The 12032-nt window shown below is 68.4% G+C and carries 15 protein-coding genes; 7 read left to right on the forward strand and 8 right to left on the reverse strand.

Annotated features, from left to right (window positions below; genetic code table 11):
• Positions 1 to 8: 8 nt before the first annotated feature.
• Together BIU95_RS15295 and BIU95_RS15300 are read right to left on the reverse strand one after the other, a co-directional pair.
• Positions 9 to 851, reverse strand: coding sequence for a DNA-3-methyladenine glycosylase (locus BIU95_RS15295; protein ID WP_052481828.1), 843 nt, complete (start codon positions 849 to 851; stop codon positions 9 to 11).
• A gap of 5 nt (positions 852 to 856) precedes the next feature.
• A complete protein-coding gene (locus BIU95_RS15300) occupies positions 857 to 2323 on the reverse strand; it encodes an MFS transporter (RefSeq protein WP_082046946.1) in 1467 nt (488 codons plus the stop codon).
• Between the two features lie 304 nt (positions 2324 to 2627).
• Here BIU95_RS15300 and BIU95_RS15305 point away from each other — a divergent pair, with 304 nt between their 5' ends.
• Positions 2628 to 3428: an SDR family NAD(P)-dependent oxidoreductase gene (locus tag BIU95_RS15305; protein ID WP_042539507.1), complete on the forward strand. Its 801-nt coding sequence runs from the start codon at positions 2628 to 2630 to the stop codon at positions 3426 to 3428.
• Positions 3429 to 3589: 161 nt separating this feature from the next.
• Here BIU95_RS15305 and BIU95_RS17910 read toward each other — a convergent pair whose 3' ends face one another.
• From BIU95_RS17910 to BIU95_RS15315, 3 genes are all read right to left on the reverse strand, one after another.
• Positions 3590 to 3946, reverse strand: coding sequence for a GntR family transcriptional regulator (locus BIU95_RS17910; RefSeq protein ID WP_042539506.1), 357 nt, complete (start codon positions 3944 to 3946; stop codon positions 3590 to 3592).
• On the reverse strand, positions 3943 to 4848 hold the full coding sequence (locus BIU95_RS15310) for a hypothetical protein (RefSeq protein ID WP_139179843.1): 906 nt from the start codon (positions 4846 to 4848) through the stop codon (positions 3943 to 3945). The genes BIU95_RS17910 and BIU95_RS15310 overlap by 4 nt, the downstream gene beginning before the upstream one ends.
• A 289-nt stretch (positions 4849 to 5137) precedes the next feature.
• The gene (locus BIU95_RS15315) at positions 5138 to 5365 is read right to left on the reverse strand and encodes a hypothetical protein (RefSeq protein ID WP_042539504.1); all 228 of its coding nucleotides are present in this window, start codon (positions 5363 to 5365) and stop codon (positions 5138 to 5140) included.
• A 483-nt stretch (positions 5366 to 5848) separates the two neighbouring features.
• Between BIU95_RS15315 and BIU95_RS15325 the strand changes: the two genes are divergently transcribed.
• On the forward strand, positions 5849 to 6214 hold the full coding sequence (locus tag BIU95_RS15325; protein WP_042539502.1) for a GntR family transcriptional regulator: 366 nt from the start codon (positions 5849 to 5851) through the stop codon (positions 6212 to 6214).
• Between the two features lie 231 nt (positions 6215 to 6445).
• Positions 6446 to 7027: a recombinase family protein gene (locus BIU95_RS15330; protein ID WP_071252064.1), complete on the forward strand. Its 582-nt coding sequence runs from the start codon at positions 6446 to 6448 to the stop codon at positions 7025 to 7027.
• Between the two features lie 85 nt (positions 7028 to 7112).
• On the opposite strand, the gene BIU95_RS15335 is transcribed toward BIU95_RS15330, so the two are convergent.
• Together BIU95_RS15335 and BIU95_RS15340 are read right to left on the reverse strand one after the other, a co-directional pair.
• Positions 7113 to 7565, reverse strand: a complete 453-nt coding sequence (locus BIU95_RS15335; RefSeq protein WP_042540956.1) for an NUDIX domain-containing protein — start codon at positions 7563 to 7565, stop codon at positions 7113 to 7115.
• A 72-nt stretch (positions 7566 to 7637) separates the two neighbouring features.
• Positions 7638 to 8015, reverse strand: coding sequence for a hypothetical protein (locus tag BIU95_RS15340; RefSeq protein ID WP_071252065.1), 378 nt, complete (start codon positions 8013 to 8015; stop codon positions 7638 to 7640).
• 183 nt (positions 8016 to 8198) lie between these two features.
• Between BIU95_RS15340 and BIU95_RS18385 the strand changes: the two genes are divergently transcribed.
• Positions 8199 to 8384 carry a hypothetical protein gene (locus BIU95_RS18385; RefSeq protein WP_139179844.1) on the forward strand — a complete coding sequence of 62 codons (186 nt, stop codon included), beginning with the start codon at positions 8199 to 8201 and terminating at the stop codon, positions 8382 to 8384.
• 9 nt (positions 8385 to 8393) lie between these two features.
• Here the strand turns inward: BIU95_RS18385 and BIU95_RS15345 are convergent, their stop codons facing one another.
• On the reverse strand, positions 8394 to 8696 hold the full coding sequence (locus BIU95_RS15345) for a hypothetical protein (RefSeq protein WP_139179845.1): 303 nt from the start codon (positions 8694 to 8696) through the stop codon (positions 8394 to 8396).
• Positions 8697 to 8760: 64 nt separating this feature from the next.
• Between BIU95_RS15345 and BIU95_RS15350 the strand changes: the two genes are divergently transcribed.
• The 3 genes from BIU95_RS15350 to BIU95_RS15365 all read left to right on the forward strand — a co-directional run bounded on the left by BIU95_RS15350 (position 8761) and on the right by BIU95_RS15365 (position 11855).
• Entirely contained in the window at positions 8761 to 9045 is a 285-nt protein-coding gene (locus tag BIU95_RS15350) for a hypothetical protein (protein ID WP_139179846.1), read from the forward strand.
• An 891-nt stretch (positions 9046 to 9936) separates the two neighbouring features.
• Positions 9937 to 10278, forward strand: coding sequence for a DUF3846 domain-containing protein (locus tag BIU95_RS18835; protein ID WP_175470783.1), 342 nt, complete (start codon positions 9937 to 9939; stop codon positions 10276 to 10278).
• 104 nt (positions 10279 to 10382) lie between these two features.
• Complete coding sequence (locus BIU95_RS15365; RefSeq protein ID WP_071252070.1) at positions 10383 to 11855, forward strand: hypothetical protein; 1473 nt, start codon at positions 10383 to 10385, stop codon at positions 11853 to 11855.
• Positions 11856 to 12032: the final 177 nt, after the last annotated feature.

The raw sequence follows: 12032 nt of genomic DNA on the forward strand, positions 1-12032 counted from the left end.
CGGAAGGATCATCTGCCCTCTGCGGCTCGCAGCGCGCGCAGGTGCACCGTGGCCCAGGAGCGATACGGCTTCCACGCCTCGGTGATCTCATCGAAGGAGCGATCGGTTCCGTATCGTCTCGTGATTTCGTCGCTCAGCTTGCCTTCGTGGTGTGGCAGCACGTCGGGGAAGTTCGCGCCGCGGATCACCACGAGCTCGGCCGAGAACGGTCCCATTCCCAGGATGCCCTGCACCTGCACGAACGCCTCAGCCGACGGCATCGATCGGAGGAACGAGCCGGAGAGCCTGCCGTCGAGCGCGGCCTCGGCGATCGCGTGCAGGTACTCCGCTTTGCGTCCGGGCAGGACCAGTGATTCCGCGAACAGCGCGGCTGGAGACGGGAAGGCTCCGTCGTCGCCGAGCTGCTGTGTGAGCCGTGTCTTGATCGCGGCCGCCTGCCGGATTTGCAGGCGTTGCGACAGCACCGACCAGACGGCGGCCTCGTAGGGCGAGAAGAAGCCGCACGGACGGAAGCCACGGAGCTGCGCCTGCGCCTCCGCGATGACCCCGTCGCGCATCGCGACGTCGGGCCAGCTGCGTCCGTCGATGTCGATCGACAGCAGCCGGCGGACCTGGTCGGTCGCGGCATCCAGATCCCCGGTGCCATCGACCACGATGCGGACGGACGGCCCGTCTTGGGTGATGACGGCGTCCACCCGCTGCCAGTCGGTGTCGCACAGGAAGGTGGTGTGGATGCCCGGTGCCTGCGTCTGGGACGCGAGCCTGCCGGGGGTGAAGCCCTCCCAGAACCGCCTGCTGGTGGCGAGCGACCAGGGCCCGACGACGTCGTGGACGGTCTCGAGTCGCGACACGGCGCTCAGTGCACGTACACCGCTGCCTCGGTGTCGGACACCTGGGGCAGCAGCTCGGACTTCGAACCACGGATGAACACGGCCGCGATGATCGATGCGAGCACCAGTCCGATCGCCGCAGCGAGGAACGCGACGGAGTACCCGCTGGTGAACGCGTCAAGTTGTGACCCGCCGGTGCCGAAGTCGGCCACGCGTGCGGCGTAGAGGGCGGTGAACACCGACAGACCGATCGACCCACCGATCTGCAACGCCGAGTTCAGCGTGGCCGAGGCTGCCCCGGCGTCGTGCGGCTCGACACCCGTCAGCGCGAGGTTCTGCAGTGGGACGAAGACGAACGCCATGCCGAGGCCGAGCACGATCAACGCCGGCAGCACCTGCACCAGGTACGAGCCGTCGGCCGTGACACGGCTGAGGTAGGCGAGGCCGATGGCGGAGACCAGGGGTCCGCCGATCATCATGGGGCGCGGGCCGATGGTGGACAGCAGCTTCGTCGCGATCGGCACCATGACCATGATGCTGAGCGTGATCGGCAGCGTCGCCAGGCCGGCGAGCAGCGGGTCCATCCCGAGCACGATCTGCAGGTGGAACGAGACGTAGAGCATGGCCCCGATCATCACGCTGCCGACGATCATCTGGACCAGGAACGCGCCACCGCGAACCGAGTCGGCGACGACCCGGAGCGGCAGCAACGGCTGCGCCACACGGCTCTCGATGACCACGAAGAGCACCAGCAGACCGGCACCCAGGGCGAGGAACCCGACCGTCTGGATCTGGCCCCAGCCCTGCTCGGCGAGGCTGAACCCGTACACCAGCGAACCCAGCCCGAGCGTGACCGTGACGGCCCCGATGAGGTCGTAACGGTTGTTGCCCGCGGTCTGGGACTCCGTCACCAGCAGCATCCCGCCGATGAGTCCCACGACCACGAAGAACACGTTCACGAGCAGGCACCAACGCCAGTCGGCGAACTCGGTGAGCACACCGCCGAGCACGAGTCCCACGGCCGCACCAGCGCCCGCGACCGCTCCGAAGACCGCGAAGGCGGTGTTCCGCTCCCGCCCGCTCGGGAAGGTCACGGTCAGCAGAGCCAGAGCAGCCGGGGCGAGCAGGGCTGCGAAGACGCCCTGGAGACCGCGAGCGACGATCAGTTCGGTGCCGTTCTGGGCGAGGCCGCCGAACGCGGAAGCCGCACCGAAACCGAGCATCCCGACCAAGAAGGTGCGCTTGCGGCCCCAGTAGTCCGCGACCCGACCGCCCAGGAGCAGGAGGGCACCGAACGCCAGGGCGTAGGCAGTCACGACCCACTGGCGTTCCAGGTCGCTGAGGCCGAGTTCCTGCTGCGCCTGCGGCAGCGCGATGGTGACGATGGTGCCGTCGAGCACCACGACGAGTTGGGTGAGCGCGAGGACGACGAGCGCCCACCAACGCTTGGGAGATGCGGATGTGCTGGGCGCGGTCCGCGACGACATGGCCATGGAAAACCTCCGGGCTTCGATTGGGAATGCCGGAGGTTTTCAGCCTCGGATCGACTGCGCTGGACCAGCAGGTCGACCACACCGATCGGAATCGGTCAGACCATCAGGGTACCCCAACCCCGGGCCGGTCGCCCGACCTGCGGACCGCCTCGGCAGCGCTACGATCGACTCGTTCACCTTCGTGAAGCGGTCGCCCTGCTCGGGCGGTCCGGGGCTGGAAACCCTCGCATCCAGCCCCGTTGACCCCGCGTCGACCGACGTCGCGAGTGGTGGCTGGCGTGCGTTCCGAGCACAGGAAGCAGCCATGCGCTTGCACAACCACACCTCGTCTCCCGCCGCTCCACTGAACGACCGGGTCGTCATCATCACAGGAGGGTCGAAGGGCCTCGGCGCGGCGATCAGCGCCCGCTGCGCGGCAGCAGGAGCCCGAGTCGTCCTCGTCGGCCGCGACGGTCAGGCACTGCGTGAGCACGCCGCGACGCTGGGGCAGGCTGCCAGCTGGATCCAGGCGGACCTGAACGACCCGGCGGCGCCGACCGAGGTCCTCGCACAGACCCTGGAACGCCATGGACGGGTCGACGGGTTGGTCAACAACGCGGGCACCGCGCACTTTGCACCGATCGAGCGGATCAGCGCGAGTGACATCGACCTGACGATGTCACTCGACGTCCGAGCACCGCTGCTGCTGTCCGGCGCGGCCGCGCTGGTGATGCGTGAAGGCGGGAGCATCGTCAACGTCTCGTCCACGTTGTCTGCTGTCGGTAGCCCGGCAACGGCGCTCTACGCGGCGGCGAAGGGAGCACTCGATGCGGCCACTCGCGCCTTGGCAGCGGAGCTCGGCCCCCGCAACATCCGTGTGAACGGTGTCCGGCCCGGTCTGACCCGCACCGAGGCGACCGAACTCGCCCACAGCGACGGCGTCTTGTTCGAGACGTACCGAGCAACGGTTCCCCTGGGCCGCACTGGGACCGGCGCCGAGGTCGGCGACGCGGTGGTGTTCCTGCTGAGCTCGGCCGCCGCGTTCATCACCGGGCAGACGCTGGCTGTCGACGGCGGGCACACCACCTCCAACCTCGCCGTCCGCCCATCGGCCGATCGGCACTAGGGGAATCGAGAACAGGCCCCTCGCCCGCGTCGTTCAACCGAGCGACCGGTGCGGGCTCGACCAATGGGCCGCCCAGATCACAGGCGCCGCCCGGTGTTCTCTTCCCCGTCTCGATAGACGATCCGCTACCGGACGGCGTTCCGCCTCGCGGTGAGTTGACGTCACTGGTCCTGGTATGCGGCCTTCACGAGCCGCAGTGCTTCTGCTGAGCTGATGCCGAGTCCACTCATGCTTTGAACGAAGCTGATGGCGGCGCGGTGTGCTCGTTCGCGTACGTTGTCGCCGTCTGCAGCCACCACGGTTCCGGCCCGCCGCCGGGTTATTACGAGGCCAGCGGCTTCGAGTTCCTTGTAGGCGCGACCAACAGTGTTCGTCGCAACGCCAAGATCCGCCGCCAAGCGCCGAACTGTCGGCAGGCGCATCCCTGCCAGGAGCTCTCCCTCGAGTATTTGCGCGCGTAGCTGCAGACGAATCTGCTCGTAGGGCGGCGTCGGCGACGCGTCGTCAAGGACGATCACGACGATGCGCTTCGCGCCGCGGGTCGATCTCCTGAGACGTAGCGGAATGCTCTTGCTGGCCGGAACACGATCGTCGCCACGGCGATCCCACCAAGGACGTTGACCGCGACCCTGAATACGGTGACCGCCGCAGGCGTCGGCAAAGTCGAGCCGAGCATCTCCAGCAGTAACGGGCCCGTGAAGAGGACAGCCAGGATGCCGGTCAGTATCGAGGCCCAGGCGAGGTCGCTCAAAGCGCTTCGTCGGATGAGGTCTTCGGCAGACAGCTCTGCTGCGTTGCTGGCCGTCGTGGAGCGTGCAGCGAGGCTCCGGCCCCGCACCTCGAACATGATCAGCCCCAGCAGCGCGACGACCGTCATGAGCACGGGCGGATCGAGCAGAAACGCAAAGAGGGGAGCCCTCGCAGACCAGTACTGCGTTGAACCCTGGCGCATCGCGACCAGGCCGACCGTGACGATGAGGACCATCACCGCGAGGATGACCATCAGGCGAGCGCCCCAGCGCAGTTGTAAAGGCACCAGATCCTCAAAGCGCAGATGGCGCGAGTGCGCCACTCTCGAGCTTGTGGGCTTGCCTCTAGCCAGAGGAACGCCCGCGACCACGAGCCCGATAACGCTGCCGAGTAGAGCCACAGCGACGATCAGCCAAGCGGCAGGGCCGCCCCTGTCGATCCCCAGCGCCCACACTTCAAACCCGGAGAGCAGGGCGCCGCAGATCAGACCGAGGCCAACACCCAATAACCGGCGTCGACGCCACCGCAGCATGTGGGCATCGGCCCCCGGCATGGTTCCGGAAGCACTGTGGATACCGGCTCGTCTTACGAGGGCGGCGACTGTGACGGACACCCCCACCGCGGCCGTGCACAGGACAGCAACAGCTGTGGGCTGAGCGAGCTGAATCATGGCACCCCTTTTTTGTGGCAGGTTGTGTACCTTCCTGACGGAACATAACCTCCCACAAAGCGTCACTTCTTGTCCAGAGCAATCGGTCCAGGATGGGGAGCAACCTCGAATCGACTACGGCTCGACAAGCGACGCCTGACCGGTATTGGCCCTTGGGGTCGGATAGTGGGTCTGGGATCCGGCGGAAGCTGTCAGGCCTAGATGGGACCGCCAGATAGCCGATAGCTGACCGGACAGGCGTCCAGCGCATCGTGTCGGGATCGCTCCCCAGGTGGCTGCGGCGACCGGACTACTGCCTCGGGTGTCGCGCGGAGACAGCGGCCACGACACCGCCGATAACCAGCACCACCCCCACGAGGCCAACGACATACAACGGCATGTACGAGTAGCGGCCGACCGCGTTGATCTGCTTCCCCAGCCACAGGCTCTCAGACAGCACTTGCCCGGCCATTAGCAGCACGATGACCGCACCAAGCACGCTCGTCGCCCAGCCCCAAGCAATCAGTCCCCGCTGCATGTAACAGATCCTTCCACCGTCCGCCGAGAGTGTGCTTCACGCACGCGGGTTGCGGGTTAGCCTCGCCCGTCGCGCGACCAGGGCTCCAACGCACACCAGCGTGAGCGGTGCGAGGAACTGCACGAGCCAGGTGGTGAGTCCAGCCACCGGCGTGCTGACCGTGTATAGCGCGGGAACGACTGTGATCAGAGCGCCATCCCCGATCGCCACCGCGACGGGCGCCACGATCGCGAGCCGCTCCCGCCTGGGACGGCCTAACAAGAACAGCCAGGCCATCGTCATCGCACCTATCCCAAGCGCTTCCCAAAGCCAGGTCGGCGATGCTCCGAGCGGGACGTCCTTCGCCGCTCTGGGGCCCGTCCTCGGCTTCTCGTCGCACTGCGTCGTCGGCCTCGGCCTCGCATTCATCGTCGCGCAGCTCCTGGCCGGTCGTCGATCCGGCACCCAGGCGGATGTCGGGTCGGACCACCGACCGCTCCGCGCGTGACCGGCCCCGGTGTCCCCACCGGGGCCCATGCCGTCGCCGCGCTCATCCGGAGACAGATCGCCGTCGGCCTGCTCGCGCCGGGCGCTCGGCCGCCGTCAGTCCGGCAGCTCGCCCGCGACATGTCGGTCGCTCCGGGCACCGTCGCGAAGGCGTTCCAGCGGCACGACGCCGAGGGGTTCGTCGTGACGCGCCTCGGCTCGGGCACGCGGGTCGCCGAGCGGAGCGGCGCGCTACCCGGCGCGGTTCTCGCCGCGCTCCGCCGCAGCGTCGAGGACGCAGACCGACACGACGTCGGCATCGAGCAGCTGCATGCCGCGCTCGACGCCATGTGGGCGGCCGAGCACCCGATGCCCCCTGAGTGAGCAACGCGTCGGCGTGCATTTGCTCCAGTGACCCCGACTCTGAACCGGAGATGCAGCGCGCTGGCGCTGGTGAAGTGTGCGTGCGGCGTCCGGTAGCCGGTCGTCCACCGGTGCAGAGTTGGACGCCTTGAGATGAGGGCCAGAACCCAGCAGTTACCTGGGCCCGCGATTCCCGTATGACTGTCCCGCATAAATGCCCGGTGAAGGTACCTTAAACGCTACAGTCGTCGCATGCTCGTCGGATACGCCCGCGTCTCGACCTCTGGCCAGGACCTCGCCGCGCAGCGTGACGGCCTCCACTCACTCGGCGTCGACCCCGAGAACGTCCACGTCGATCACGGCATGACCGGAACAAACCGCGAACGCCCTGGACTCCGCGAAGCCCTCGCCGCCGTGCGGAAGGGCGACGTCCTCGTCGTCACCAAGCTCGACCGACTCGCAAGGTCTCTCCCGGACGCTCGTGACATCGCGGACGAGCTGACGCGGAAGGGCGTGACGTTGAACCTCGGAGGTTCCGTCTACGACCCAACCGACCCGGTGGGACGGCTGCTGTTCAACGTCCTCGGGATGGTCGCGGAGTTCGAAGCCGACCTCATCCGCGCACGCACGCGTGAAGGCATGGCGATCGCCAAGGCCGCAGGCAAGCTCCGGGGGAAGAAGCCCAAGCTCTCCGTCTCACAGGAGAAGCACCTGGTCGCACTGCATCGCGCCGGCACGCACACCACGAGCGAAATCGCCGAGCTGTTCGGTGTCGCCCGCTCGACCGTCTACCGGGCAATCCAGCGCGGCGGAGCGAACCCGCCCGCCAGCTGACGACACGGAGCGAAGCGAGAAGCACGACACCGAGCGAAGCTGCTTACAACCGAAGCCGGCGCCGAGGCGCGCGGTAGCCGATCCACTACCGGGCGGCGTCGGTCAGCACCTGGTCGATCCACTCGTGACGATCGAGTTCGGTGAGCTCGGCGAGAGTCGCCCACCGGGTCTCGAGCACTTCGTCCTCGTCGAGGAGGAACGACGACGTATGCAGTGAGCAGAGGTACGCCACCGTCACGTACCCAACTTGGTCGCCGTTGGGATAGACGTTCTCGAGGGCGGCGCCGCCGTAAGCCCCGATGATCCGGATGACGTCGCTGCCCACACCGAGTTCTTCTCGCACTTCGCGCAGCAGCGCCACGCGGGGGTCCTCGCCGGGCTCGATGCCGCCCCCTATCAGGCTCCATCGCCCGGAGTCGCGCTGCCGCGCCAGCAGGAACCGATCGTCGTCTCGGATGACCGCGGTCACGCCCGGAAGGAGGAGGTAGCTGCTCCCGATCCGCTCGCGCAGCAATCGAACGTACTGAGAGGCCGGCATGCTCCGAAGCTACCGTGCGCCGTTCCCGCAGAGGGATCGGCTATCGAGACGCTGTATGCGAGCGGTGAGCCGTCAGATCCGGGCGCCGTAGAGGTGCGGTACCTGTCCTCGGATGAACCGGGCAAGGTTGTCGACGACGATCTCCGGGTAACGCCCGGGATCGATTGCAATCGCCAGATGGTCGACAACCTCATCCCAAGCAGGCGGGCGCCGCTGCAAACGGTCACACTCCGCGCGCACACCAGCTATGTAGGACACTCCGGAGAACAGGACGAGGTCAGGGTCAATGGGCCACGCGTAGGCGAGGATTCGCCCCCATCGATGACCGGGGTCGAACGGCTCGCCAACGGCTGGGTCGAAGAGTCGTGCCGCCCGGATGCCTTCGTATTCGCTGGCCGTCTCGACGAGGATCCGCAGTCCGTCGCGGGGTGCTGCGTAGTCGGTCTCCATGCGGCCACCGTAGTTCGGGGCACCGGCAGAGGGCACACGGATACGCGCTACGCGCGGCGCCCTGTCTTCGCTTCGCTGCGCAGGCCATCGGAGCGGTCATGGTCAGGCGTGCCACGTCGGCGCGGTTGTTCGAGGTGGCTGGTCAGTGAAGATGGCAGTTGAGACACGGGTACGCTCCGCGGCGTGACAGATGAGCTCGAGGCGTTGCAGTGGCTCACCGTCGACGAGCTCGCGGCTGCACGCCGCCGCGCGATCAAGCAGCTGAACCTCCTCGACCGTTCTGCGGCCGACTTCTGGGAGTCCGAGGCTGCGCTGCAGCGCACGCTCGCGCTGATCGGACTGGTGCAGGACGAGCGTCGCCGGCAGTGACCGACGACGTCACGCGTTGACGGTGATGCCGAGGCTGATCCACCCATCGGGGACCGACTGCAGGTACGCCGCCAGGGCGGCGTCGTAGTTCGGCCCGGACGCTTCGTGCGGCTGGATCTCGGTCGACCGGGCGACGGCGCGGACGGTGATGTTCCCGGCCGCGGTCGAGCTCAGCGTGTTCGTCTGCACGACGTCGTACCCGGCGCGGTCCAGGCCGTCGACGGCGCGGGCACGGGCGGTGCTCTGGTCGTCTGCGTGGCCGTCGGCGGTGATGGTGTTCGTGGAGCGGATCGTGCCGCGGACGGTGGTCATGGATCCATCCTCGCAGCGCGCTCCGACACCTGCGGTGTCGGCGGCCGCGGTCATCATCGGTGGCATGCCCGAACACCGGTGGGCGCCGCCCATCCACCCCGATCCGCCCGAGGACCAGCCGCTCGGCATCGACGCCCCGCCGGCGCCGGACAGGGTGTCCGGCTACCCGGCGGTGTGGGTGCGGGTTGAGTTCACCCGGTCTGGCCTGCAGACCTGCCCCGGGTTCGTTGAGCAGGCGGACGCCGAGGTCGTCTACGTGCAGCTGGTGCACATGGGCTTCGTGCACCACGTGTGGTTACCCATGGACCGGATCAAGAAGCGTGCTCTGAAGCCGCAGGGGCGCCGCTGATGGGCGTGCGCCGGCGTGGCCGCTGGGTGCCCGAGGAAGCCGTGTCGCTGCCCGCAGACGCCCGTGGCGGCCCCGTGGGTGACGTCGTGCCACCGGCGCCCGTGCACGCGTGGATCCGCACCTACCGCGGTGTCGATCGCCGCGTGGAAGCCAAAGCGATCGCTGCGACCGGTGACGCTGTCCTGGTCGAGTGGGGGCGTGGGCAGGCCGCGACCGCGGCATGGGTGTGGCGGGCCGCTGTGAAGCACCGCGTGGAGCTCTCAGCGACGTCATAGCCGACCCCAGTTGCCGACGTCGAGGGTCGTGCGTACCGTGATGGTCTGCGCCCGGACCATTCCCCCCAGTGGCTTCGGGCGCCCGCGGCTCGAGCAGCCCCCCAATTCGCTCGAGCTGCAGCCGGCCCCGGCCCTGTTCCCCAACAGGCCGGGGCCGCTTCACGTTCGCTGGCCTCTGCGCGCCGGCGAGCTCCTCGAGCACGCGGGATCCAAGCGGACCGCCGGCGGCGGCCTGTTTTGGTCTGGGCGGGCCGCCTTCGGCGGGCTGATCTTGTCTGAGGGGAGCCGGCAAGCCGGCCAGTGCTTGTCGAACCCTGACGGGTTCGTTGTTTGCCCGGGAAGCCTTCGGCGATTGTACGGACGAGGTTCCGGGCCGCAAGCCGTCGCCACCGCCGCACGCGAGAACTTTCGACCGGCACCGTCGTGCTCATCTCCTTCGTCGGTGGACGGCGCCGGTCGAAACTTCTCGGAGCGTCGCCGCTTTGGGCTTGCACCCCGGCTCCTCGTCCTATCGGCACTACGTGCCTTCCCGGGCAAACAACGAAAGGGAGAGGAAGAGGAAATGAAGTTGATGGGTATTCGAGCGACCGCAGATGGTGCGGTTGAAGGCGTCGTCGTGAACGCACGTGAGTCGACCCTGCAGGGCACGCGGGAGCAGATCGGGTGCCGCCTGGTGGACGTGGTTCGCCTCGACGGCCGGATCGATGCGTGGATCGATGACGAGGGCATGTACGCGGGGGAGCGCAACGACCTCGCCACCGTCGCGGCGGTTGCTCTCGGGCGTTCCCGGGCGGCGTCGCCGCTGTTCGGGACGGTCCTGTTCCTGACCTACGACGAAGCCGGGGACACCCGGTCGCTGTCGCCGGATCAGTACACGACCATCATGCGGGCATTCCAGCACGCACGGACGGCGCTCACCCGGGCGGAAGCGTTGTCCGCAGTGTTCCGCCAGCAGTAACACCCAGCAGTCCCACCCATAGAAAAGACCGGGTGCGGAGTTCCCGACAATCACTACTTGCCAGGACCCGCACCCGGTCACTACCGGAAAGCGTAGCAAACGACATGACCATGACCGAGAACACCCAGACCATCACCGCTGCCGAGGGCATCGACCTGGTGCACGTCCCCGCTGCGGACGTGGTGATCGAGAACAACGTCCGCACCGCGGCCGACCTCGACCCCGCGTTCCTGGCCTCCGTGAAGCGTCACGGGGTGCTCCTGCCGACCATCGGCTACCGGAACGCTGACGGCGCCGTGGTGGTCCGCGACGGGCAGATGCGCGTCCTCGCCGCCCGCGAGGCGGCCGTCACCGTCCCCGTGTTCGTCACCGCCCGTGACGACAGCACCGCCGTGCGAATCGTGGAGCAGTTGGTCGCCAACGAGCGCCGTACGGCGCTGACCGACGGGGACCGGCTCAACGCCTACCGGCAGTTGGAACTCGCCGGACTCTCCGTCGCCGGGATCGCCCGCGAAACCGGCACCAACAAAGAGCAGGTGGAGGCGACCCTCACGGTGGCGAAGTCGGAGGCCGCGACCGCCGCGGTGATCGACCGTCAGGTGTCGTTCGACGCGGCCCTGCTGCTGGCCGAGTTCGACGGCGACGAGGAAGCCACGGCGGACCTGAACGAGTACATCAGCGAGGGCAACGACGACGAACTGCAGTTCGTCGCCCAGCAGCACCGCAACCGGAAGATCGCCGAAGCGGAAGCCGTCAAGGTCGCGGACCAGCACCGGGAGCAGGGCATCACCGTCCTGGACGATGACGCCACCGGGTGGAAGTACCTCGACACCCTGTCCGACGAGGCGGTGTCCGAGGACGAGCCGTGGGCCATGCTCGCCGCGATCGAACCGGACGCCCACACAGCCTGCCCGGGGCACGCCGTGTTCGTGCGGCCCCTCGGTGACAGCGCGGTCGTGACCGCCGTGTGCACCACCCCGGAGCAGCACACCGCCCGGCACCCCTACGACCGTCCCGCGGCCGAGTTGACGCCGGAGCAGGAAGCCGAGCGCGCGGCCGAAGCCGAAGCCGCGGAAGCCCGCCGGGAGCGGAACAACCGCCTGCAGGACGAGTGGACCGCCGCACGCGAGGTTCGGCGGACCTGGCTCGCTGGACTCGTCGGCTCGAAGACGCTCCCGAAGGATGCCGCACGGTGGACCGCGTCCGTGCTGATCGGTGCGACGAAGGACTACTACTACGGCAACCGGGTTCGCGCCACCGACCTGCTGGGGGTTCCGGGGGACGCCGACGCGGCCGAGTGGGCCAGCAAGCGCCCCGGGAAGGCGCAGCACGTCGCGTTCGCGTTCGCCCTCGCCGAGGTCGATTCGGGCGTCGGCCGGTACGGGTGGAGCATGGCGGACACCGTGGCGGTGCCGTACCTCAACCAGTTGGTCGCGTGGGGCTACACGCTCTCCCACGTCGAGCAGATCGTCACCGGCGCAGCATCAGCCGACGACGAGGACCCCGCCGCGGACGATGCAGCCGAGGCCACCGAGAACGCCGACCAGGACGCCGACGCGGACACGGCTACCGAGTAGGTGAACCGGCGTGGGGGTCGCAGCCAGCGGCCCCCACGCCCACCCGACGCCGGTTCGTGTCCCATCCCGGCCCGAACCTGTCCCATCCCGGCCCGCAGGTGTCGCATCGGGCCGTCCTGGTGTCTGTGGGCTGCGCGACGGCTCCGCCGCCGCGGCAAGGGGCTCCGCCCCCTCCCC

This window comes from Curtobacterium sp. MCBA15_007, from assembly GCF_001864905.1.
In the GTDB taxonomy this organism is placed as follows: Bacteria; Actinomycetota; Actinomycetes; order Actinomycetales; family Microbacteriaceae; genus Curtobacterium; species Curtobacterium poinsettiae.

Coding starts and splice junctions, on each gene's coding strand:
- BIU95_RS15340 (WP_071252065.1), bottom strand. CDS start 8,015: ATGGAGACCGACTACGCAGCACCCCGCGACGGACTGCGGATCCTCGTC.
- BIU95_RS15330 (WP_071252064.1), top strand. CDS start 6,446: ATGCTCGTCGGATACGCCCGCGTCTCGACCTCTGGCCAGGACCTCGCC.
- BIU95_RS15350 (WP_139179846.1), top strand. CDS start 8,761: ATGCCCGAACACCGGTGGGCGCCGCCCATCCACCCCGATCCGCCCGAG.
- BIU95_RS15365 (WP_071252070.1), top strand. CDS start 10,383: ATGACCATGACCGAGAACACCCAGACCATCACCGCTGCCGAGGGCATC.
- BIU95_RS15300 (WP_082046946.1), bottom strand. CDS start 2,323: ATGGCCATGTCGTCGCGGACCGCGCCCAGCACATCCGCATCTCCCAAG.
- BIU95_RS15315 (WP_042539504.1), bottom strand. CDS start 5,365: ATGCAGCGGGGACTGATTGCTTGGGGCTGGGCGACGAGCGTGCTTGGT.
- BIU95_RS15305 (WP_042539507.1), top strand. CDS start 2,628: ATGCGCTTGCACAACCACACCTCGTCTCCCGCCGCTCCACTGAACGAC.
- BIU95_RS15335 (WP_042540956.1), bottom strand. CDS start 7,565: ATGCCGGCCTCTCAGTACGTTCGATTGCTGCGCGAGCGGATCGGGAGC.
- BIU95_RS15310 (WP_139179843.1), bottom strand. CDS start 4,848: ATGATTCAGCTCGCTCAGCCCACAGCTGTTGCTGTCCTGTGCACGGCC.
- BIU95_RS15345 (WP_139179845.1), bottom strand. CDS start 8,696: ATGACCACCGTCCGCGGCACGATCCGCTCCACGAACACCATCACCGCC.